The sequence below is a fragment of the Gallibacterium genomosp. 1 genome, from assembly GCF_001678575.1.
GTDB lineage: Bacteria > Pseudomonadota > Gammaproteobacteria > Enterobacterales > Pasteurellaceae > Gallibacterium.
This window is the reverse complement of the sequence record NZ_JTJP01000012.1, coordinates 23,753-46,896: the sequence shown is the minus strand read 5'-3', so window position 1 is coordinate 46,896 and position 23,144 is coordinate 23,753. Positions and strand designations below refer to the sequence as shown.

Sequence of the window (23,144 nt, the reverse complement as noted above, 5' to 3'; positions counted from 1 at the left end):
TCTGACTTATTGAATCATTCCTTTATCTTTTAAATATTTCATAACTACATCATAATATTTCTTAGACATAGGTGATTTATCTGCCCATTCAGGCCATAATTTAGTTGCAGTTTCACGAACTTTAGAGACTTCTTCCGGTGACCACGAAATAATAGTAATATCCGCTTTTTTATTTTTAATAGCTTCTTCATCCAATTTTTGATGCATAGCTAAAAAACCTTCCGCGTATTGTTTACTTGCTTTTGCCAATATATCTTTTAAATCCGGTGGCAAACCATCATAAATTTTTTTATTCAATGTAACCTGATTAACCGGCATTGAATGCCAACCTGGATAAATAGGATATTTAGCAATATCATTCATTCCATTAGCCTGATTACGTGCAAAAATAGAATAATCTGATGCATCAATCACACCTTTCTCTAAAGAAGTATAAACTTCAGATCCTGGCAAATTTACAGGTGCTGCTCCTAAATTTTTGAATAAAGCCTGCACTAATCCTTCCGGAGCTCGAACTTTTACCCCCTGTAATTCTTTAATATTATGAATAGGTTTCTTAGAAACCAACGACTCACCACCTACTGTACTTATTGCTAATAGTTGTACCCCATACTTATTCAGTAATTCATTAGCTACATTAAACCCACCACCGTTATACATAAAATCAATTAAATCTTTTGGATTACTCCAAGCACCAATTAGATTACCGTATAGAGCAAAAGCAGGATCTTTTCCTGAAAAATAAGATGGATCAGTAAAATCACCTTGTAAGATATTCATACCAATAGAGTCTAATGTTTGGTTGTGTTCAACAACTGATCCAGCTCCCAAAACATTAATATGTATACGGCCATTAGATAATTGTTCCACATCCTTTGCCCACTGCTGTTGATATTTAAAAGCATCATCTCCAGGTTGATCAGACGATTGAAAGTTCCAATCATATTCCGCAGAAAATACAGTTGCAGAAAACGCTAATAAAGAACAAGCTAATACACTTTTGAGTAGTTTCATTTTGATGTTCCTCTTATATAGATTAATTAATCGTGTTTTCTTACCATTCGGCAAAAGAACCATCTTTATTTCGCCAGATAGGGTTATGCCAATGAACATCTTTGCCATTTTGAAGCTTCATAAAAGATTCATTTATATCAATACCTAATCCAGCTTCTGTTAATATTTCACAGTAACCATTTTTAAAGTCATAGACCTCCTTATTTTTCATATAATCTAAAACATCATTTTCTTGGTTATAATGAATACCAATACTCTGTTCTTGAATAATTGCATTTAAACAGACTGTATCAATATGTAGTGAAGACGCTAATGCAATAGGCCCTAGTGGGCAATGAGGGGCTATCGCTACATCATAAGCTTCTGCCATAGTTGCAATCTTCCTTAATTCAGAAATTCCTCCACAATGGGAGACATCAGGTTGTAAAATATCAACACCACCTCTTTGTAATAGATGTTTAAACTCCCATCGTGAAAACATTCTCTCGCCGGTTGCTATTGGAATAGCTCCATATCTAGCAATTTCATGTATTGCATCAAAATGTTCTGCTAACACAGGCTCTTCGACAAACATTGGATTAAATACAGCCAATTCTTTTAATAAGATTTTTGCCATTGCTTTATGTACTCGCCCATGAAAATCTATACCTATCCCAAAATCTTTACCGACAACATCTCTAATAGCCTGTACTCGTGCTAATACTGAATCTACTTTTGAATAATCATCAATAAAATTAAGCTCCTCAGTACCATTCATCTTAATAGCTGTAAATCCTGCTTCTTGACGCTCTTTTGCCATTCTTGCAACATCGTCTGGTCTATCTCCACCAATCCAAGAATAAACTCTTATACGATCTCGACATTTACCCCCCAATAATTGATAAACAGGCGTATTTAAAGCTTTACCCTTAATATCCCATAAAGCTTGATCGATGCCGGCTAATGCACTCATCATAATCGGTCCACCTCGATAAAAAGAAGATCGATAAAGCACATTCCAATGATCTTCAATATCTCTTGGATCTTTTCCGATTAAATATTCCATTAATTCATCGACACAGGTATGAACCGTATGAGTTCGCCCTTCTAAACAAGGCTCTCCCCAACCCACAATTCCTTCATCTGTAATAATTTTTAAAAATCCCCATCTTGGCGGAACAATAAAAGTTTCATAACCAATAATTTTCATTTTATACTCCAAATTAAATTTGCAACTCACTCCAAACTTGTTTAAATTTTTTGGCATTTTCTATAAATTCATCTATCGGCATTCCTGCACGATAAAGTGCATTACCTAACCCAAAACCTTTAGCTCCAAGTGTTATATAACTTTGCATTTGTTCTTTATCCGCCTTAATTCCTCCAACTGGAAAACAACTAACATTTTTAGGTAAAACACTTAACATCGCTTGAAACCCTTTTGTACCAACCAATTCAGCTGGAAAAATTTTGAGCATTGTTGCGCCTGAATTAATAGCTAAAAATGCCTCAGTAGGCGTCATAATGCCAACAAAAATACTACATCCAGAAGCCTTAGCTAATTTAATGACTTCAGGATCTACATTAGGCGTTACTATCAACTTTACATCTATCTCTAATACTTGATTTAATAAAGAAACATTTGTTACCGTTCCTGCACCAATACAACACTGATCTGAAAATTTCTGTTGTAATAACTTAATCGTTTTTAACGCATTTGGACTATTCAAAGGTACTTCAATAAAGTAATAACCAAGCTCAATTAGATGAGACACATATTTTTCTGCCTCTTCCATTCTTATTCCTCTTAAAATAGCCACAAGAGGACATTTATCAGATAGATTGTTTATACTCATATTTATTCCTTAATCGCTTACCATAGATTCTATGCCTGCTAAAAAACAATGTTCGCCATCAACCACTTGATGCCGATAACCCAAGTATTTCAAAGCATTGGTATAACGTTTCACAATATTTTCACTACCGACAACATAATGATTTAAATCTTTCGGTAATAATCGAATTTCATTACCGATGATGATGCCAGATAAATAACTTCTTACTTGGTTCGATGATATTTGCTGATTTAGAAATAGTGTTCTGGTTGAAAAAAGTGCATTGGAAAGAGGTATTTCATTACCAATTTCTACCCCTTTAAGAAAAGCAGACTCATCATTATAAAAACTAGGCATTCCTTTAGTTAAGATGCTGTACTGATCAAGTAATGAAAATAATTCTCCGGTCATTAACGTACAAAAATCCACTAATTTTCCAAATTGGATAGATGCATGCTTACTATGTGTGCCGGGTAAAATTACAGATAAATCGTCACCTTTTGTCATTTTATATAAACCAAGTAATTGTGTTTCCTCTCCGCGCATTACATCAAAAATCCCATATTTATTTATCATAGCTATCCCAGGCACAATAAAAGCTGGAATACCATTAGATAAAGTAAACGAATATAACGATTTTTTAATATCTTCTAAATTTACCGATCCATATAGATATGGAACTTCAATCCATCCATTTTTTGACCCTATCATTCCTGACATACCAACAAATCTATTATTCAAGTCATACAAGAAGAAATGCTGTTTAAAAAGATCTAGAATAACATCTTCAAACTTATCGCCCTCAATAAACTTCACCCCTTTATTATTGTTTTCCAACATTTTATTATCTTTATTCATACTAAGATAATATGCTCTAAAATTTGTTGTTCCCCAATCAATAGCAATCATAACCCACCAAATAACATTATCTTGTATTACAAGATAATAATCAAAAAATAAACATTTTTCTGTGATAAAGATCCCATTTTTGATCAATAATTTTCTCTTTTTTTTCATTACAATTTTTGATGAAAAGGTATAATTAACTAACGTGGATTAACATTAAAGAATTGAGAGTGAAAACATATGTTGAAATCAGACCATATAATGAAGAATATAATTCTTAAAATATTCAATGGAGATTTTAAAGAGGGAGAGTTACTCCCAGGAGAAATTGAAATTGCAACTGAATTCAACGTTTCCCGCACATCTGTCAGAACAGCATTACAAACCATTGCTAATAAAGGAGTAATTTCAATCATTCCTAAAAAAGGAAGTATTATAAATAAAATAGAATACTGGAATTGGCTTGATCCGGAAATTTTGACATTTTTTTCATTAGAAGATATTAGCCCTGTTTTATTACAACATTTATTAATTACTCGATTAATTTTTGAACCTAATATCTGTGCTATCTCTGCACTTACTTCAACAGCTGAAGATCTAGTGAAGATTGAACAAGGATATCTATTTATGAAACAGAGTATCCAAGAAAATAATCGCGAACTTTTTATAAAAGGAGATAAAATTTTTCATTCTTCTATCGTCAATTCTTGTAGGAACCCCTTTCTATCCTCATTAGATGCAATGCTATCAACAGCAATGTCGATATCATACAATCAAACTTTAGAACAAAAATTAACAGATTCTTCCGCTGCTGTACAACTGCATGGGGAGTTATTTGAAGCAATTCGTAAAAGAGAGGCTCATACGGCACGAGAACTGGCTAAAGAATTAATTACTAACGCAATAACTAAGATCTTATCAGATAAAGAACTATTACATTTAATAAATAACTTACGTTAACGATACACTAATCTTGTTTGTCTAACCCACCTTGAGTTGCTATCATAGCAGCTCAATTTTAGTATTCGTATTTTATTGAAAACAATGATTAATAAACTCAAAAATATCAAACTGAATCAGCTTCCTTTATCCCATTTTAAACAGGTAGAAATTAAGAAAGAGTATTTACGTTCCAACCTTTACCTTTTTAACCTTGGACTTATTTTATTAACGTTTTTTGGGTTATATTTACTAGTGGCTTGGGCATCTTACCATCCAATGGATAATGCTTGGACTATCGCCAGCAACCAGCCAACAGTCTATAACAAAGCTGGCGCATTCGGTGCTTGGATTATTGATGTTTTATTCGCCTTATTTGGTCGAATTGCCAATATTTTGCCTTTTATTTGCTTTTTAGTTCCTATTTTTCTATTACGCTATCATCCGATTACGGAAATGAAATGGCGCACTTTTTTCCTTCATTGCATCGGTTTTTTACTTTTTTTATGCAGCATTTCAACTTTAGCTGCACTCTATTTACCCAATAGTAGCAACCATTTAGCAGGTGGGGTTATCGGAACCATCATTGTTCAATTTATTGCTAAAACAACTGGCACACTGTTACTTTCACTTATTGCGTTATTGACGACCGCTTTGGGTTTTGTGCTTTCTGCGGGTAACGATTTTCTTAAAGTATTACTACGTTTTTACCATTGGTTAATGGCAACGGATGAACAACAAAAAATCGAAGATACATCTGATACTGTCCAAACAGAAAAATCATTAGCAGATTATGAACAGATTGTTTTGCCAATTTCCCCTAATCGTAGAGAAAAACAAGAAAATGGAGAAACTCCATCTCCTTATTTCCAACCTCAAGACGAAAAACAGTTGGTTAATCCAACTATTTTCGGCTTAACTCCTCAAGAAAATATACCAACAACAGAAGTTGAAACAGCAACTTCTTTTGAACAACAAGCGTGGCAAAATAGCTTAGAAACAGCACAAGCACAAGCACAAGAAGATAGCATTGCCAATTTTGATTTTCCAATGATGGATATTGAAGAGCAACCGGAATTACCAAAAGTTTCTATTTCAATGCCATCACCAATGGAGTCTGCTACATTGAATAATGTAGCACCAACACCTGAAATAACTGCTGCTTCCACACCGAAACAGGAAACTTCATTGTCTCCAATGAATATTTCTCCAATTTCATCTATTCAAGACGAAGACGATTACGAGAATGATGACGAAGAACTTGCACATTTGCGTGAAGAATTTTTAGCACAACAAAAAATGAAAGAGCAACAATATGCCCCACCTAAAACAGAAACTGAATCTTCGACACCTGCAACACCGAATTACAAGCCTTATAACGGCACTTTAATTCATCCTTTGCTTCAACCTGATCCAATTTCAACCATTAAACCGACAACCCCATTGCCAAGCTTAGACTTATTAAATCCGGGGCAACCATTAAAAACAGAAGTTACTCAAGCAGAAATTCAAGAAACATCTAGACGCATTGAACAGCAACTACGTAATTTTGGTGTAAAAGCTGCTGTGCGTAATGTAACTATCGGACCGGTCGTTACTCGTTATGAAATTGAATTACAACCAGGAACTAAAGCATCAAAAGTGACTAGTATAGATACCGACTTAGCGCGTGCATTAATGTTCCGTTCGATTCGTATTGCAGAAGTCATTCCCGGCAAACCTTATATCGGTATTGAAACTCCAAATATGCACCGCCAAAATGTATTACTGCGCGATGTGTTGAGTAGTGCTGAGTTCCAACAAGCAAAATCGCCTCTATCAATGGTGCTTGGTAAAGATATCAGCGGCAAAGCGGTCGTAGTAGATTTGGCGAAAATGCCACATTTATTGGTAGCAGGAGCAACCGGTTCAGGCAAATCCGTTGGTGTCAATGCAATGATTTTAAGTTTGTTATTCAAGGTTCAACCGGAAGAAGTGAAATTCATTATGATTGATCCAAAACAGGTTGAACTCTCTATGTACAACGATATTCCACATTTGCTTACCAATGTGGTTACTGATATGAATAAAGCCGCAAATGCATTGCGCTGGTGTGTTGATGAAATGGAACGTCGCTACCAATTACTTACCGCACTGCACGTCCGCAATATTGAAGGATTTAATCACAAAATTGATCAGGCTACTGAAATGCAATTGCCAATTCCAAATCCAATCTGGAAACCAGGTGATACAATGGATGAAATGCCACCAGCACTGGAAAAACTGCCTTATATTGTAGTGATTGTTGATGAATTTGCCGATTTAATGATGATTGTTGGAAAACAAGTAGAAGAATTAATCGCTCGCTTGGCACAAAAAGCACGTGCTATTGGTATTCACTTGATTTTAGCAACACAACGTCCATCGGTAGATGTTATAACCGGTTTGATTAAAGCCAATATTCCAAGTCGTATCGCTTTTACTGTGGCAAGTAAAATTGATTCACGTACTATTTTAGATCAATCAGGTGCGGAAGCATTATTGGGAAAAGGAGATATGCTCTATTCCGGTCAAGGTGATTTAATTCGTGTTCACGGGGCTTATATGACTGATGATGAAGTGGCTCGTATTGCCAATGACTGGCGCGCCCGAGGCAAACCGAATTATTTAGATGAAATTGTGGAAAATAATGAAGAGGAACAAAATAACAACGGTGAAGGTGGCAATAATGAGCTTGATGAAAAATTTGATGAAGCAGTCAATGTAGTATTAAGCACAGGTAATACTTCCGCCTCATTTTTACAACGTCGTTTAGGTTTAGGTTTTCCTCGTGCCGCTCGAATTCTCGATCAAATGGAACAACAGGGCATTTTATCTTCGCTAGTTAACGGTAAACGTGAAATTCTAGCACCAAGAAATAATTATTAAGGAGACATCAATGAAAAAATTACTGACATTTTGTGCTTTATTCGGCTTAATTTGCAATTCTACTGTTTTTGCCAATGCAAAATCTGAATTGCAACAGCGTTTATCTAAAATTGATTCACTGAGCAGTCAGTTCCAACAACGAGTTTCCGATGCGGAAGGAAAAGTAGTACAACAAGGTGAAGGTACTTTACAAATTAAACATCCAAATTTATTTAAAATGGTCATTAGCTCTCCACAAGAGAGCGAAATGATTTCAGATGGCAAAACATTATGGTATTACGATCCTTTTGTTGAGCAAGCAACAGCCAATTGGGTAAGCGATGCGGTAAATAATACACCGTTCGTTTTATTAACCAGTGATGATCAACATCATTGGGCAAACTATCAGGTAGAGCAAAAACAGGATGTATTTACACTTACGCCAATTGATCAAAAGAGCAATATCAAACAATTTACTATTCGTATTAATGCTAGCGGATTATTAAATAGCTTTAGTACTATCGAAAAAGATGGTCAAGCAAATTTATATATTTTACGCAATATTAATACCTCAGTTTTACCCGATTCAACATTTAAGTTCACCTTGCCGAAAGGTGTAGAATTGGACGATCAACGTAAAAAATAGTGATTGTTAAGGTGCTAAATGGAAACGCTTGATTTAAATTTTTCTGCTGATGATTTTCGCCCTTTAGCTGCAAGAATGCGTCCAACCTCATTAGATAATTATTTTGGTCAAACTCATCTAGTTGGTAAAGGAAAACCATTACGCAAAGCAATTGAAAGCGGAAATATTCACTCTATGATTTTCTGGGGGCCGCCTGGCACTGGTAAAACGACACTGGCTGAAATTATTGCCCATCGCTTAAATGCAAAAGTAGAATATCTTTCTGCCGTTACCAGTGGCGTGAAAGAAATCCGAGAAGCAATAGAGCGTGCTAAACAGAACCAATTTATCGGTCAGCAAACATTATTATTTGTAGATGAAGTTCACCGCTTTAATAAATCTCAGCAAGATGCCTTTTTACCTTATATTGAAGACGGCACTATTATCTTTATCGGAGCAACCACAGAAAACCCTTCTTTTGAATTAAATAGTGCGTTACTTTCACGCGCTAGAGTCTATCTTTTAAAATCTCTTAATATTGATGAGATTACTGAAGTGTTGCAACGAGCTTTACAGGATAATCAGTTCGGTTATGGCAATCAAGTCATTACTCTTGAAGATGGTTTGTTAGAAATGCTGGCAGAATATGTAAATGGTGATGCTCGTTTGGCATTAAACTGCTTGGAGTTAATGGTTGATATGGCAGAGGAAACTCCCCAAAAAGGAAAAGTGCTAACAAAGCAATTATTAGTTGATACGTTAGGAGAAAGACAAGCACGTTTTGATAAACAAGGCGACCGTTATTATGACCTGATTTCAGCATTGCATAAATCTGTCCGTGGCTCTGCTCCTGATGCTGCACTTTACTGGTATGCTCGAATTATCACTGCCGGCGGTGATCCACTTTATGTTGCTCGCCGCTTATTAGCGATTGCTTCAGAAGATATAGGCAATGCTGATCCAAAAGCAATGGAGGTTGCATTGAATGCGTGGGATTGCTTCACACGTGTCGGTGCAGCGGAAGGTGAACGAGCTATCGCTCAAGCTATTGTTTATTTAGCCGCAGCACCGAAAAGTAATGCAGTTTATCTTGCTTTCAAAAAGGCAAAGCAACTAGCAACACAATATCCTGATTTTGATGTGCCTTTACATTTGCGTAATACACCAACAACTCTGATGAAAAATATGGGCATAGGTAAAAATTACCGTTATGCCCATGATGAGCCAAATGCTTATGCCGCTGATGAAAATTATTTTCCAGAGCCTCTAAAAGGAACACGCTTATATTTTCCAAATGAGCGTGGAATGGAGATCAAAATTAAACAAAAATTGGATTGGCTAGCTCAATTAGATGAAGAGGCAAAACATAAAAAAATCATAGTATAACTAAATAGGGCTATTTTAGATTAGCCCTACATTCCCACCAGAATAGCAATATTGAAATAGCCCTACTTTCTCTAATATTTCACGTTTAACAAACCTCTCTGCCAACATATTTAAAAATGTTGCTACTGATACTACAAAAAATCTAACACCAAATTAGCCAACTCGTCTGAGTGACAATAATTTTATCAAAGCGTTGCTATAGAAATAATAGTGAATTAATTTGTTAATTTTTATATTTATGAGAATAATTTTCATTTACTTATTTGTGATTTTAGGTACAATCAATCTTGCTTTTCAAATCACGCTGAAAAATATTTTAGTCAAATCTAAAGCGGGATAGCGGTATGAATAGCACTACGAATAAAGATGGTCGTTTAATTAATAATATGCACTACTTTTGCCTATCGTATTATGAATACTATTTATAGCCTATGTGTTGTAAAAATTAAACGGCTGGAAAATGTAAACTAACTATGGAGTATCCAAATGAAAAAAATATTATCCGCTATTGCTTGTCTCACGACCTTTGCCACTTCTGCCTTCGCTGCAAATGAAGTAAATGTATATTCTTACCGACAACCTTATCTAATTGAACCGATTTTAAAACAATTTGAACAAGAAAGTGGCATAAAAGTAAACTTTATTTATGCCGATAAAGGGCTTGTTGAGCGTGTAAAAAGAGAGGGCGAACTTAGCCCTGCTGATGTATTATTAACCGTGGATATTAGCCGCGTGATGGAAATTGTTAATGCAGGGCTAGCTCAGCCTATTCAATCCAAGGTGTTAGATAGCAACATTCCTGCACAATTCCGCGATAGCCAAGGCAAATGGTTTGCATTAACTAGCCGTGCGCGCGTGGTGTATTCTTCAAAAGATCGTGTTGGCAAACTTCCTGCAAGTTTCACTTACTACGATTTAGCTAAACCTGAGTTGAAAGGCAAAGTGTGTGTGCGTTCAGGAAAGCATTCTTATAACGTGTCGTTAGTGGCTTCAATGATCGCACACGATGGCGTAGAAAAAGCCAAAGCCTTTTTAACAGGATTAAAAGCGAACCTCGCCCAAAAACCACAAGGTGGCGACCGCGATCAAGTGAAAGCGATTAAAGAGGGCGTTTGTGATTATTCTTTAGGCAATAGCTATTATTACGGCAAAATGCTTGAAGATGAAAAACAAAAAAGCTGGGCGGAAGCGGCTTATATCAACTATCCAGACCAACAAACTGTCGGTACACATATGAATATTAGTGGCGTGGTGATCGCGAAATATGCTCCAAATAAAGACAATGCGGTAAAATTAGTGGAGTTTTTGAGTGGCGATAAAGCACAGCATCTTTATGCGGAGCTAAACCACGAATACCCTGTAAAACCTTCTGTCGAGAAATCAAAACTCGTACAATCGTGGGGTGAGTTTAAGCAAGATAATTTACCGCTCGAAAAAATCTCGGAAAATTATGAAAATGCCCTCAAACTCATTGATGAAGTGAAATTTGATCTCTAATTTTCTAATAATACAAATTTATGATAGCCTATTGCTGATCCTTTAAATAGGCTATCTTTTTATCACCTAGACAATGTTAGATAATAAAAAAACGTATTCTAAACTGACTGCCCTTTTATTCGCCTGTAGCTTGGCAAGTTTCTTTCTTTTGCCAATCTTCGCCTTATTGGCTTCCGCCTTGAGCGGTTCGTTGCAAAGTATGCAACATTTATGGGAAACGGTGTTCACCGATTATCTCATTAACTCATTGTTTTTAGTGCTTGGCACAACCTTACTCAGTGCGTGTTTTGCCTTACCTTGTGCTTTTTTGGTTTCCCGTTACCATTTTTCAGGTAGAACCCTTTTACAATGGTTACTCTGTTTACCGCTGGCTATTCCAGCCTATTTATCCGCTTATCTTTACACTGATTTTCTTGATTATCCCGGTATCGTGCAACAAACCTTACGAAATGTGTTTGATTGGCAAAGTAAACAAGATTACTGGTTTCCCAACATTCGTAGCCTTGGCGGCGCGTGCTTTATCCTTGCCTTGTCGCTCTACCCTTACATTTTTTTGCTCACCCGAATGGCATTAATGGAACAAGGAGAACACTTACAACAAAGTGCAAAATTACTGGGAGCCAATCAATGGCGTATCCTCTATAAAATTACACTACCGTTAATCCGCCCAGCTATCGCCGTAGGCTGTGCCTTAGTGGCAATGGAAACCCTAGGGGATTTTGGTACAGTCGCTTTTTTCGCCATTCCCTCGCTGACTACCGCAATCTATGATACTTGGCTCGGCTTTGGTGATTTGCACGCAGCGGCACAAATTTCACTCTTTATGCTCGGCTTATTACTACTTTTTATAAGCCTTGAACGCTACGCTCGTCGCAAACAACGTTATTATCAACGTAGTGGTCAAGGCACGGCAAGTACAAGCCCCTTAACATTTTCAGCTAAACTATTGCTTATTTTTTGTCTTGTTTTAATTACTTTTGCATTTTTTATTCCTCTATTTCAACTAATTTATTGGTCAATACTGTATTTTGATCAAACGTGGAATGAATATTTCTGGCAATACAGCAAAAATAGTCTGCTCGTTTCAGGATTAGCAATGGTATTTTGTGTGCTTATCGCTCTACTACAACACTTCCTTGCACGCTTTTATCCAAATAAACTCACCACACAAAGTCTGAAACTTTCTGCGCTCGGTTATACCATTCCGGGAACAGTTTTAGCCATCGGTTTACTCATTCCATTCACCTTTGCCGATCACCAAGTAAACAGCCTCGTAAAATGGTTCGGGCTTTCCCCTGTCGGCTTGTTTTTTTCAGGATCGATTTTTGCTTTAGTCGCCGCCTACCTCATTCGCTTTTCCGCAATGGCATTAGGAAGCCTCGAAACTAGCCTCAATCAAATCCCACCCTCATTAGATATGGCGGGCAAAATACTCGGGCATAAACCCTTAGCCATTTGGCAAAAAATTCATTTCCCATTAATGAGAAAAGGCATTTTCACTGCCTTATTATTAGTATTTATTGAAAGTATGAAAGAGCTTAATGCCTCACTTTTATTACGGCCTTTCAATTTTGATACGCTAGCAACGTACGTTTTTACCTTTACTTCTGACGAACAACTAGAACGTGCAGCACTGCCCGCGTTGGTACTGATCTTAGTTGGCATCGTCCCCGTATTAATTTTGACCCGATCCTTACTGAAATCAACGAGAAGCCTGTGATGATGAATACCTTAACGATTACTAATTTGACTTGCTCTTATCAGCAACAAAACATATTACAAAATCTAAATTTAAGTATTGAAAATGACGATATTATCTGCCTACTTGGGGCGAGCGGTTGTGGGAAGACAACTTTGCTCAAAGGGATTGCAGGACTAATCCCCCTTCATTCGGGCAAAATTTATTTACAAGGGAAAGAGATTGGTCATCTTGAAGCCAATCAACGTGAAATTGGACTGATTTTTCAGGACTATGCTCTTTTTCCACATTTAACCGTTAGCGAAAACATTCTCTTTGGTTTGCACCAAAAGCCATCACCAGAGCAACAAAAAATACTGCAAAAAATGACCTCACTTGTACATCTGCAAGGGTTAGAAAAACGTTATCCACACGAGCTTTCTGGCGGACAACAGCAACGTGTTGCTATTGCTAGAGCCTTAGCTTGCTGCCCTAAATTACTATTACTTGATGAACCTTTCTCAAACATTGATAGCCAAGTGCGTCACCAAATGATTGAAGAAATTCGTATCATTTTGAAACAACAGCATATTCCTGCGATTTTTGTTACTCACAGTAAAGAAGAAGCGTTTTTATTTGCTGATAAATTAGCCATTATGGATAAAGGCGTCATCTGCCAAATAGGTACACCAAGCCAACTATATCAACAACCTAATAGCCCTTTTATAGCAAACTTTCTTGGTGAAACTAACTATCTACCGTGCCAATATAAAGAAGAAGGTGGTTATCAATCGCTCTTTGGCTATCATCCTTACCCTAAAATATCATCAGATAGCAAAAGTTATTTATTGGTTAGGCCTGAACAAATCAAAATAAAAATTGATGGTTCAGGTATTGAGGGAAAAGTTATTCAACAAAGATTTCTTGGATCTCATTACAGATATTTAGTCCAATCAGAAGATTTCCAGATAAATATAACAAGTCAAAAAATGTTGTCCTTAGGAGCAAAAGTAAAACTATCACTTAGTCCTACTTTTGAACCTATTATCTTCCCATACTATTTATGATAATTCGTCAAGTTCTTAAGTGATTCATTTAAATTACTGTATAACAAGAGCGTATTTTCTCTAATGTCTTAATATCATCTTCAAAGTCACATTTTGTGGAGAACATTTATGAGATACAGTAAAAGCTTTAGTTTTATTCAAAAAAAACGCACATAAAGTGCGTTTTTTATGATGAGAGAAACAATATGATTTTAAATTAATACTTGATTCGCTGCTAAATAACCTTGTGTTGCATATTCATTTTCATCGAAAGATACTAATTCCCACGCTTCCTGATCAGCTAACACCGCACGAATTAATTTATTATTCAAACCGTGTCCTGACTTAAATGCTGTAAACTCTCCGATGATATTGTGCCCTGCCATATAAAGATCACCGATAGCATCAAGCAATTTATGACGAACTAGTTCATCTTTAAAGCGTAAACCTTCTTCGTTAAGAATACGGTAATCATCTAACACAATCGCATTATCCAAACTTCCTCCCAAAGCTAAACCATTAGCCTGAAGGTATTCAATATCACGCATAAAACCGAATGTTCTTGCACGACTAATTTGTTGAATAAATGCTTTTGTCGAGAAATTTAGCTGATAATGAGCAACATCTTTACCAATAGCGGGATGTTTGAAATCAATCGTGAAATCCAATTTAAAACCATCATAAGGTTTAAATTCCGCCCATTTATCACCATCTTCAACACGAACAGTTTTCTTAATACGAATAAACTTCTTCGCAGCATTCTGCTCTTCAATTCCTGCATCTAATAACAAATAGACAAATGGACTTGCACTACCATCCATAATTGGAATTTCCGGTGCATCAACTTCGATAATAATATTATCGATACCCAACCCAGCTAACGCAGAATTTAAATGTTCAACAGTTGAAATACGCACACCATCATCATTGATCATACAAGTACAAAGCATTGTATCGCGGATCATATTAGGATCTGCTGTAAAAGTAACTACTTCAGGTAAATCAGTACGGCAGTAAATAACACCTGTATTTACTGGTGCAGGACGCAAAGTTAACGTTACTTTTTTACCTCTGTGAAGACCGATACCTGTTACTTTTATACTCTGTTTAAGCGTTCTTTGTTTAATCATAATTACTCCAGTTATCAATGCAACTTACTGCACATTGAAACTTTTCATTGTTTATTTAATTTGCGTTATCACGCAAGAATGTTGGTAAATCAAATAATTTAGCCTCATCTAATGCCGGTTTTTTCACTGCATTACCGCTAGTTGAAGTTACGGTTGAGTCTGTTCTCGAACCAAACTGATCTGGGCGAGTCGTTTCACCAAGAGGTGGTATATTATAAGCAAACTGTTTTGCTTTCGCATCTTGCGCTTGAGTATTATTTGAAACAATCTTAATTTGAGATTCATCTTTCACTCTACCGCCGATGCCTGTTGCCACAATAGTAACCCGTAATTCATCTTCCGGTAATTCCGGATTCACACTAGTACCGATAACAACCGTTGCATCTTCTGCAGCAAATGCGTGAATAGTTTCACCAACTGCTTCAAATTCACCTAATCCAAAATTAAATCCGCTAGTGGTAATATTTACCAATACCCCTTTTGCGCCGGAGATATCAATATCTTCCAATAATGGGCTAGCAATCGCATCCTGAGCCGCTTTTTCAGCACGCCCATCACCCACTTCCCCAGTTGCAATACCGGTTCCCATCATCGCATATCCCATTTCAGACATTACTGTTTTGACATCAGCAAAGTCAACATTGATAAACCCCGGAGAAGTAATAATATCAGAAATACCACGCACCGCATTACGCAACACATCATTTGCAGCTGCTAATGCCTCAAGGAAATTGATATTTTTACCCAAAACTTTCAAAAGCTTGTCATTCGGAATAGTAATTAAAGAATCAACATATTTTGCTAATTCTTGAATACCAGACTCAGCAAACTGCATCCGTTTTCTACCTTCAAATTTAAACGGCTTAGTTACTACAGCAACAGTTAAAATACCCAACTCTTTTGCCACTTCCGCAATAATAGGAGCAGCACCTGTTCCAGTGCCACCACCCATACCAGCTGCGATGAAAACCATATCTGCGCCTTCGAGCATACTACGTAACGCTTCACGATCTTCTTCCGCTGCCTGACGACCTATCTCTGGTTTTGCTCCTGCTCCTAGGCCTTTAGTAATCTCAGCACCGATTTGAATAGTTTGCTGTGCCAAACTTTTACGCAATGCTTGCGCATCCGTATTTACGGAAAAAAATTCAACACCTTTAAATTCATCCTGCACCATATGGTTTAAGGCATTACCGCCACCACCACCGACGCCAATGACTTTGATGACCGCATCCGCTGTGGTTTCATCAATAATAGGCTCAATTAACATAATTGTTTCTCTCTTTTATATAACCATTTAAAACGATTTGTTATTCCATTTATTGTATGCCAAAAATCAATAATATCAAAACGTAAACTTTATTTTAGTGTTATTTTATAACCACTAACAGACTATTACGCCGATCTTACTCTGACTATTTCATAATATTGCATACCTATATTACTCACTTTACTACTCTTTTGTTAATTTCATCAATAAACACTTCATTCTTCTCCTTTTTAAATTAATGACTAAATTTATGTATTAAAACTCAGACTTCACTTTATCAATAAATTTTTTCAAAAATCCTGCAACTTTATTAGTTTTTGATAGCTCTTTGCCTATACCTTTTGATTTAAGAGGCTGTTGTGATTCGCCATTGTAGTAAGTATATTGCAGTAATCCCAATACAGTGGCATATTGCGGTTTATCAACATAATCAGTTAAGCCGGTAATATTCAATGGAGTACCAATTTTCACCTGAACCTGTTGCCCAAACACCTCTGTAGCACAATCTAAAATCCCATCAATCAATGCACCACCACCGGTCAACACTACACCAGCAATTAAATCTGAAGCTACATTATTATTTTTTAACTCTTGTTTTAACTGTCGTAATTCTTTATCCACCATTCCTAGCAACTCTCTATAACGTGCTGAAGTAATAATAGATAAATCCTCTCTGGTTAAACCTCTTGGTGGGCGTCCGCCAATGCCTTGCACTTCAATCAGTTTATCCGGAGATGTGCGCTTTTCTGACGCAGATAACAGCACTGCACTGCCATAATTTACTTTAATGTTTTCGGCATTGCTGCGTGAGGTATAAATCCCTTGTGCCACATCATCGGTTACACGATTACCGGCATAAGGAATAACTTTACTGTAACGCAATGCACCATCAGTAAAGACAAGGATATCCATTGTACCGGCACCAATATCTATCAAACAAACGCCAAGCTCTTTTTCCTCTTCACTCAATACCGAATAACTGGACGCCAATCCGGAAAAGACGATTTGATCAACAATTAATCCGCTACGCTCTACTGCTTTACGCAAATTAATTAACCAATCCTGATGGCAAGCGATCAAATGGGCTTGTGCGGTTAGTCGAACACCTTGCAATCCTAATGGATTTTTAATATTCATCTGACGGTCAACAGAAAACTCTTGCGGAATAACGTGAAGTACGGTTAAACCATCGCCGACTTTCACTGAGCTGGCAATATGCATTGACTCATCAATATCCGCCTGCGTAACCTCACCCGATAAAGGCACGAAACCACTTTCATTCAGGCTTTGAATATGTTCCCCTGTAATAGCTAATGTCACTCGTGCGATTAATTTCAAATCCGCAACCGATTCCGCCGCTTCAATTGCACGCTGAATAGAATTTACTACTGCTTCTAAGTCAGTAATACTTCCCTTATCTATTCCTTTTGAAGGGCAGCTTCCTACACCGATAACATTTACTACACCGTCCGGCAATAACTCACCGACAACCGCAATGACTTTGGAAGTTCCGATTTCCAAGCCGACTATTATTTGGGGTTCATCAATCTTAGCCATAATTATTCACTTAATATATCTTGTGCCGTTATATTTTCAGGCGCATCAGTAAAACTTACCGCTGCTCCTGTATTGTATCTTAAATCAATATAAGCGATTTTTTTATTTTCAGGAATTTCTATTTGTGGATAAATCGTTAAAAAACGATCAATTTTCTCTTTCCATTCGCCTCGCCCGAGCTTCAATATAATATCATTAGATAAAGTTACGTTCCACGAGCCACGGTCATCAATGCTGACAATTTTTAAATTAATATTTTTACCTTGCAAAATTTTGCCTAATTCATACCAAGTCTTTAATACATTTATTCCTTGAAAATCTGGACCAGATAAATTAGGCAGTTTTTCATCATTAATTTTTTCTTTTGGTAAGCTAAAAATTGTTCCATCAGCTGTTAAATAATTAACCTGATTCCATTTAGCTACAGGAACATATTCCACTACATTAATATTTAATTGCGCCGGCCATATTTTACGAATGGAAATCGTCTTAATCCACGAAAGCGACTCAAACATCTTTTCAATAGATTCAACATCTTGAGCAAAATATCCTCTCAATCCCTGATGGCTTTCCGAATATTTTTTCAACATTTCACGTACATCATTATTTGTAGTAAATTGTGTTTTACCAACTAAATTAAATGAGCTAATTGGCATTGGATCCAATTTTTCAAATAATTCTGTACGATGTGAGTAAGTGTAATAGCCAATACCAATAATAAACAAAAATAAAAAAAACTTTATCCAAGTTTTTAAATCAACTTGAGATATTCGTTTTTTCTCATTAGGTTCTCGGTAATAAACGGAACGAGAATATTTTGTGCGATTTCTCATTCAGCACTTAACTCCAAAATTTTTACTACTAATTGAGAAAAACTATAACCAACCACTTTAGCTGACATTGGGAACAAACTGTGGCTAGTCATTCCCGGATTAGTATTCACTTCAACCAAACGAAAATGCCCTTGTGCATCAGTTATTACATCAATTCTGCTCCATCCTCGACAACCAACAATATCATATGCTTGTTTAACTAAACTTCTCAATTCGCTTTCACGCTCTTCACTTAAACCTGATGGACAAAAATATTGCGTACTATCGAGAAGATATTTAGCATCATAATCATAAAATTCACCTGCTGGTTTAATTAAAATAGAAGGTAACACTTTACCGCCCAATACCGGCACAGAAAACTCCTGTCCAGCAAGCCACTCTTCGATCAATACCGTATCATCGTGTGTTAATGCGTTATCCACTGCTGCCGCTAACTCTTCTTTATGTTTAACTTTTGTCAAACCGACACTGGATCCTTCTAATGATGGCTTAACCATTAACGGCAACCCTAGTTTATCCACAATCGCCTGCGCATCAAGTTGTGAGCGAGTCTCTCTGGTAATTACCACCATATCAGCAACCGGCAAACCAACAGCTTTCCACAATAACTTCGTGCGCATCTTATCCATTGTTAATGCAGAGGACATCACCCCACAGCCAGTATAGGGAATCCCCAACTGCTCCAATAAACCTTGCAAAGAGCCATCTTCACCACCACGTCCGTGCAAAATATTAAATACACGTTGGAAGCCTTGTTTTTTCAAATCTTCCACCGGAAACACTTTAGGATCAATAGCGTGTACATCTTTAAAGCCTTCATCCTGCAACGCTTTCAATACCGCTACTCCCGAAATTAATGACACTTCACGCTCTGCCGAAGTTCCACCTAGTAATACTGCTATTTTTTGTTGTTTTAATTGTTCAATATCCATTATTTACTCCATAATTCGACAAGATGACGAGACAGCTTACTTACACTTCCGGCTCCTTGTGCTAAAATTAAATCACCATCTTGCAATACTTGATCCATAATTTCTGGTAGTTGTTCCGGATCAGCTAAGAAAATTGGATCTATTTTACCCAAGTTACGAATTGATCGACAGAGAGAACGGCTATCAGCACCTGCAATCGGGGCTTCCCCTGCAGAGTAAACATCCAACATAATCAATACATCAACCTGTGATAATACCTGCACAAAATCATCAAAAAGATCACGTGTTCTACTATAACGATGAGGTTGGAAAATCATTACAATCCGTTTATTTTCCCAGCCGTGACGCGCTGCCTGAATAGTCACATTTACTTCAGTCGGATGATGTCCATAATCATCAATTAACATCACTTTACCATTAGGACGAATAAAATAACCCAATTGATCAAAACGACGACCAGCACCTTGAAAATCTGCTAATGCTACTAAAATAGATTCATCATCAATACCTTCTTCTTTTGCCACCGCCAATGCCGCAGTTGCATTTAAAGCATTATGTTTGCCCGGTACATTAAGCAGAATTTCCATTTTTTGTCCATCTGGACAAATCACGGTGTAATGCCCTTGAAAACCGGTTTGACTATAATCTTCAATACGATAATCCGCTTTGTTACTAAAACCATAAGTAATCACTTGGCGACCAACCTTAGGTAATAAAGTCTGTAACACAGGATCATCAGCACATAACACAGCTAAACCATAAAACGGCAAATTATGTAAGAAATTAATATAAGTTTGTTTCATCTCTTCAAAATTACCGTGATAAGTATCCATATGATCCGGTTCAATATTAGTTACCACTGAAACCATCGGCTGTAAATGTAAGAAAGATGCATCGCTTTCATCCGCCTCTGCGATCAGATAACGACTTAAACCTAAATGGGCATTTGTACCGGCAGATTTTACCAACCCTCCGTTAACAAAAGTTGGATCTAATTTCGCCTGAGCATAAATAGTAGCGATCATTGCAGTTGTTGTAGTTTTACCGTGAGTACCTGCCACTGCAATACCGTGACGAAAACGCATAATTTCTGCCAACATTTGTGCACGTTGAATAACAGGAATTCTTGCTTTACGTGCGGCAATCACTTCTGGATTATCTGGTTTAATCGCACTAGAAACTACAACTACACTTGCTCCTGCAATATTGTCGGCACTATGCTGTAAAAAAATTTTTGCACCCATTTCTGCCAACTGTAGAGTTACTGCATTTTCCTGAATATCTGAACCTGTGATTTGATAACCTTCATTTAATAAGACTTCAGCAATGCCACTCATTCCAGCACCACCAATTCCGACAAAATGGATCTGCTTCACTCGGCGCATTTCAGGCACAACCATACGAACTTGATGTTGAAAATTCTGTTTAATCTTATCTTCCATACTACTCTCTTAATTAGTCACTGAAATAATCGTTTCCGCCACTCGCTGTGCTGCCGTCGGTGCTGCTTTGGATTGTGCTTTTTCTGCCATAGCCAATAAAGTTGGACGCTCCCATTTTTGCAAAAGTTCAACCACCCGTTCAGGGGTTAACTCGGCTTGTTGGATAATTTCCGCCGCACCGGCATCTGCTAAATAACGTGCATTAAGATACTGTTGTTGATCTTTATGTTGGAACGGCACAAAAATCGCCGGCACACCGGCAGCGGCGATTTCACACACGGTTAGTGCACCGGAACGACAAATCACCACATCAGCCCACGCATAAGCTGCCGCCATATCATCAATAAAATCAGAAACATTCACATTAATATTTTGCGGATACAACGCTTTTATCGCTTCACTGTTACCTTTCCCTGCTTGATGTCGAATGACCACATCTTTTGTTAATTGTGCTGCCACTTTCGGCATTAATAGATTCAAGACTCTTGCGCCTTGACTGCCTCCGACAACCAAAATACGTAACGCCCCTTCTCGCTGACTGAAACGTTGTTGCGGTGTCGGCAAAGCAAAGAGATCGGCACGCACCGGATTACCGACCACTTCGGCATCGGCAAAAGCGGTCGGGAAAGCTTGCAACACACGTGTTGCAATTTTTGCCAGCCATTTATTTGTCAAACCGGCAACCGCATTCTGTTCGTGTAAAACAATCGGCACCCCTGCCAATTTTGCCGCTACACCGCCCGGACCGGAAACATAACCGCCCATGCCTAAAACGGCATCCGGCTGATAAGTTTTAATAATTTTTCTCGCCTGCAATATTGCCCGTAAAATTTTAAACGGTGCCGCTAATAATGCTTTTATACCTTTACCGCGCAATCCGGAAATTTCAATAAAATGAATAGCAATGCCGTGTTTCGGCACAAGCTGTGCCTCCATACGATCTTTCGTACCAAGCCATTCAACCTGCCACCCTTGTTGTTGCAATACATTAGCAACTGCAATCGCAGGGAAAACGTGTCCGCCGGTGCCACCTGCCATAACTAGTAATTTTTTCGTCATAATACTCTCTTAATCATCTCGTAAATGTGCGTGCCCTGTTGCCATTCTATTTTCGTGATCAATTCGCAATAAAATCCCCATCGCGACACACATAATAATTAAACTTGAACCACCATAACTAATTAATGGGAAGGTCAATCCTTTGGTCGGTAATAAACCGATAGTTACGCCCAAATTGACAAAGCCTTGGAAAAAAATCCAAAAACCGATACCAAAGGCAAAAAAACCACGGAAACGGGCTTCAAGTTTTAGGGATTCTTTCGCGATCTTAAATGCTCTGAATACCAAAGCGGACAGCAAAATAATAATCAACAAAATACCAACAAAACCGAACTCTTCACCAATAATCGCCATAACAAAGTCAGTATGCGCTTCCGGCAAATACTCCAATTTTAATACCGAATTACCTAAACCTTGCCCCCAAAACTCACCATTACCGAACGCCATTAATGAATTTGACAACTGGTAACCCGAACCGAAAGCATCGGCAAACGGATCCAAATAGGAAGTCACACGCTTCATTCGATAAGGCGAAATCAGAATTAAGAACATAATCGCGCTGGCACCCATTCCTATTAATAATACAAACTGGAACAGTTTTGCACCGACCACAAACAGCATACCGAAAGTGATCACAAACAAAACAACGCTACTTCCTAAGTCCGGTTGGCAAAGCAGGAAAATAATTAAAATGCCGCAAACCAAAGTAGGGCGCCCGAAGATTAGCTTTTTTGTCAAAACGGCATCATATTTACGCACAAAAAAACTGGATAAATAGCAAATTAATGCTAATTTCGCTAATTCCGCCGGTTGGAAATTAACAAAACCGAGCGAAATCCAACGCGTTGCACCATTGATATTTCTACCGACAATCAGCACCACAATCAGCGACAACAATGCCAACAAATAAAGCCAATGACTCCATTTTTCCCATTTTTCGGTCGGAATCTGCAACACAAAAAAGAAACAGGCTAAACCGGTAACAATATAAACCGCATCACGAATCGTAAAATAGAGCGGATCGTCATAAAGTTTTGCCGCCACCGGAAAAGAGGCGGTGGTTACTGCAACAAAGCCGATAAACAATAAAATGATAAATAGCAAAAATAGCGCACGATCATAAAGAGAAGAGTGTGGTGTAATTCTTCCCCAACGATCAAACCAGTTTTTAAACTTAGACAACATCCGCT

19 protein-coding genes are annotated in these 23,144 nt (G+C 37.5%); 7 read left to right on the top strand and 12 right to left on the bottom strand.

All coding sequences use genetic code 11. The features are described from left to right. Positions 1-6: 6 nt before the first annotated feature. From QV04_RS03425 to QV04_RS03410, 4 genes are read right to left on the bottom strand one after another with little or no spacing between them, the layout of a single operon-like run. Positions 7-1,014 (bottom strand): TRAP transporter substrate-binding protein, encoded by a 1,008-nt coding sequence (locus tag QV04_RS03425; protein WP_039173620.1) that lies wholly within the window; start codon positions 1,012-1,014, stop codon positions 7-9. A 40-nt stretch (positions 1,015-1,054) separates the two neighbouring features. After that, positions 1,055-2,203, bottom strand: coding sequence for a galactonate dehydratase (gene dgoD, locus QV04_RS03420; protein WP_065230954.1), 1,149 nt, complete (start codon positions 2,201-2,203; stop codon positions 1,055-1,057). A 13-nt stretch (positions 2,204-2,216) separates the two neighbouring features. Then, positions 2,217-2,849 carry a 2-dehydro-3-deoxy-6-phosphogalactonate aldolase gene (locus tag QV04_RS03415; RefSeq protein ID WP_065230953.1) on the bottom strand — a complete coding sequence of 211 codons (633 nt, stop codon included), beginning with the start codon at positions 2,847-2,849 and terminating at the stop codon, positions 2,217-2,219. A 9-nt stretch (positions 2,850-2,858) separates the two neighbouring features. Then, complete coding sequence (locus tag QV04_RS03410) at positions 2,859-3,845, bottom strand: 2-dehydro-3-deoxygalactonokinase (RefSeq protein ID WP_082985562.1); 987 nt, start codon at positions 3,843-3,845, stop codon at positions 2,859-2,861. A 69-nt stretch (positions 3,846-3,914) separates the two neighbouring features. Here QV04_RS03410 and QV04_RS03405 point away from each other — a divergent pair, with 69 nt between their 5' ends. The 7 genes from QV04_RS03405 (at position 3,915) to QV04_RS03375 (ending at position 13,752) form a co-directional block, all read left to right on the top strand. Beyond that, the gene (locus tag QV04_RS03405) at positions 3,915-4,634 is read left to right on the top strand and encodes a FadR/GntR family transcriptional regulator (protein WP_082985561.1); all 720 of its coding nucleotides are present in this window, start codon (positions 3,915-3,917) and stop codon (positions 4,632-4,634) included. Between the two features lie 84 nt (positions 4,635-4,718). Next, the gene (locus tag QV04_RS03400; protein WP_082985560.1) at positions 4,719-7,520 is read left to right on the top strand and encodes a DNA translocase FtsK; all 2,802 of its coding nucleotides are present in this window, start codon (positions 4,719-4,721) and stop codon (positions 7,518-7,520) included. Positions 7,521-7,530: 10 nt separating this feature from the next. Further along, positions 7,531-8,145, top strand: a complete 615-nt coding sequence (gene lolA, locus QV04_RS03395) for an outer membrane lipoprotein chaperone LolA (RefSeq protein ID WP_065230952.1) — start codon at positions 7,531-7,533, stop codon at positions 8,143-8,145. 18 nt (positions 8,146-8,163) lie between these two features. Further along, positions 8,164-9,510: a replication-associated recombination protein A gene (locus tag QV04_RS03390; protein WP_065230951.1), complete on the top strand. Its 1,347-nt coding sequence runs from the start codon at positions 8,164-8,166 to the stop codon at positions 9,508-9,510. Positions 9,511-9,996: 486 nt separating this feature from the next. Beyond that, the gene (locus QV04_RS03385) at positions 9,997-11,007 is read left to right on the top strand and encodes a Fe(3+) ABC transporter substrate-binding protein (protein ID WP_065230950.1); all 1,011 of its coding nucleotides are present in this window, start codon (positions 9,997-9,999) and stop codon (positions 11,005-11,007) included. 73 nt (positions 11,008-11,080) lie between these two features. Continuing rightward, entirely contained in the window at positions 11,081-12,727 is a 1,647-nt protein-coding gene (locus QV04_RS03380) for an ABC transporter permease (protein WP_231924153.1), read from the top strand. A gap of 2 nt (positions 12,728-12,729) precedes the next feature. Beyond that, positions 12,730-13,752, top strand: coding sequence for an ABC transporter ATP-binding protein (locus QV04_RS03375; protein WP_065230965.1), 1,023 nt, complete (start codon positions 12,730-12,732; stop codon positions 13,750-13,752). 191 nt (positions 13,753-13,943) lie between these two features. On the opposite strand, the gene lpxC is transcribed toward QV04_RS03375, so the two are convergent. The 8 genes from lpxC to ftsW form a co-directional block, all read right to left on the bottom strand. Further along, positions 13,944-14,861 carry a UDP-3-O-acyl-N-acetylglucosamine deacetylase gene (gene lpxC, locus QV04_RS03370; RefSeq protein ID WP_065230949.1) on the bottom strand — a complete coding sequence of 306 codons (918 nt, stop codon included), beginning with the start codon at positions 14,859-14,861 and terminating at the stop codon, positions 13,944-13,946. A gap of 55 nt (positions 14,862-14,916) precedes the next feature. Next, entirely contained in the window at positions 14,917-16,131 is a 1,215-nt protein-coding gene (gene ftsZ / locus QV04_RS03365) for a cell division protein FtsZ (protein ID WP_039173630.1), read from the bottom strand. A 255-nt stretch (positions 16,132-16,386) separates the two neighbouring features. Next, complete coding sequence (ftsA, locus tag QV04_RS03360; protein WP_065230948.1) at positions 16,387-17,688, bottom strand: cell division protein FtsA; 1,302 nt, start codon at positions 17,686-17,688, stop codon at positions 16,387-16,389. A gap of 2 nt (positions 17,689-17,690) precedes the next feature. Continuing rightward, a complete protein-coding gene (locus QV04_RS03355; protein ID WP_065230947.1) occupies positions 17,691-18,521 on the bottom strand; it encodes a cell division protein FtsQ/DivIB in 831 nt (276 codons plus the stop codon). Further along, positions 18,518-19,453 carry a D-alanine--D-alanine ligase gene (locus QV04_RS03350; RefSeq protein WP_065233154.1) on the bottom strand — a complete coding sequence of 312 codons (936 nt, stop codon included), beginning with the start codon at positions 19,451-19,453 and terminating at the stop codon, positions 18,518-18,520. Before QV04_RS03350 ends, QV04_RS03355 begins: the two co-directional genes overlap by 4 nt. Next, positions 19,453-20,895, bottom strand: coding sequence for a UDP-N-acetylmuramate--L-alanine ligase (gene murC / locus QV04_RS03345; RefSeq protein ID WP_065233153.1), 1,443 nt, complete (start codon positions 20,893-20,895; stop codon positions 19,453-19,455). The genes QV04_RS03350 and murC overlap by 1 nt, the downstream gene beginning before the upstream one ends. A gap of 9 nt (positions 20,896-20,904) precedes the next feature. After that, positions 20,905-21,954 carry an undecaprenyldiphospho-muramoylpentapeptide beta-N-acetylglucosaminyltransferase gene (gene murG, locus QV04_RS03340; protein ID WP_065230944.1) on the bottom strand — a complete coding sequence of 350 codons (1,050 nt, stop codon included), beginning with the start codon at positions 21,952-21,954 and terminating at the stop codon, positions 20,905-20,907. Between the two features lie 9 nt (positions 21,955-21,963). Continuing rightward, entirely contained in the window at positions 21,964-23,139 is a 1,176-nt protein-coding gene (gene ftsW / locus QV04_RS03335) for a putative lipid II flippase FtsW (protein ID WP_039092926.1), read from the bottom strand. Between the last annotated feature and the right edge of the window lie 5 nt (positions 23,140-23,144).

Coding starts and splice junctions, on each gene's coding strand:
- QV04_RS03355 (WP_065230947.1), bottom strand. CDS start 18,521: ATGAGAAATCGCACAAAATATTCTCGTTCCGTTTATTACCGAGAACCT.
- QV04_RS03400 (WP_082985560.1), top strand. CDS start 4,719: ATGATTAATAAACTCAAAAATATCAAACTGAATCAGCTTCCTTTATCC.
- lpxC (WP_065230949.1), bottom strand. CDS start 14,861: ATGATTAAACAAAGAACGCTTAAACAGAGTATAAAAGTAACAGGTATC.
- QV04_RS03375 (WP_065230965.1), top strand. CDS start 12,730: ATGAATACCTTAACGATTACTAATTTGACTTGCTCTTATCAGCAACAA.
- QV04_RS03410 (WP_082985562.1), bottom strand. CDS start 3,845: ATGAAAAAAAAGAGAAAATTATTGATCAAAAATGGGATCTTTATCACA.
- QV04_RS03385 (WP_065230950.1), top strand. CDS start 9,997: ATGAAAAAAATATTATCCGCTATTGCTTGTCTCACGACCTTTGCCACT.
- QV04_RS03425 (WP_039173620.1), bottom strand. CDS start 1,014: ATGAAACTACTCAAAAGTGTATTAGCTTGTTCTTTATTAGCGTTTTCT.
- QV04_RS03380 (WP_231924153.1), top strand. CDS start 11,081: ATGTTAGATAATAAAAAAACGTATTCTAAACTGACTGCCCTTTTATTC.
- ftsW (WP_039092926.1), bottom strand. CDS start 23,139: ATGTTGTCTAAGTTTAAAAACTGGTTTGATCGTTGGGGAAGAATTACA.
- ftsZ (WP_039173630.1), bottom strand. CDS start 16,131: ATGTTAATTGAGCCTATTATTGATGAAACCACAGCGGATGCGGTCATC.
- murG (WP_065230944.1), bottom strand. CDS start 21,954: ATGACGAAAAAATTACTAGTTATGGCAGGTGGCACCGGCGGACACGTT.
- dgoD (WP_065230954.1), bottom strand. CDS start 2,203: ATGAAAATTATTGGTTATGAAACTTTTATTGTTCCGCCAAGATGGGGA.
- QV04_RS03390 (WP_065230951.1), top strand. CDS start 8,164: ATGGAAACGCTTGATTTAAATTTTTCTGCTGATGATTTTCGCCCTTTA.
- murC (WP_065233153.1), bottom strand. CDS start 20,895: ATGGAAGATAAGATTAAACAGAATTTTCAACATCAAGTTCGTATGGTT.
- QV04_RS03415 (WP_065230953.1), bottom strand. CDS start 2,849: ATGAGTATAAACAATCTATCTGATAAATGTCCTCTTGTGGCTATTTTA.
- QV04_RS03405 (WP_082985561.1), top strand. CDS start 3,915: ATGTTGAAATCAGACCATATAATGAAGAATATAATTCTTAAAATATTC.
- ftsA (WP_065230948.1), bottom strand. CDS start 17,688: ATGGCTAAGATTGATGAACCCCAAATAATAGTCGGCTTGGAAATCGGA.
- lolA (WP_065230952.1), top strand. CDS start 7,531: ATGAAAAAATTACTGACATTTTGTGCTTTATTCGGCTTAATTTGCAAT.
- QV04_RS03350 (WP_065233154.1), bottom strand. CDS start 19,453: ATGGATATTGAACAATTAAAACAACAAAAAATAGCAGTATTACTAGGT.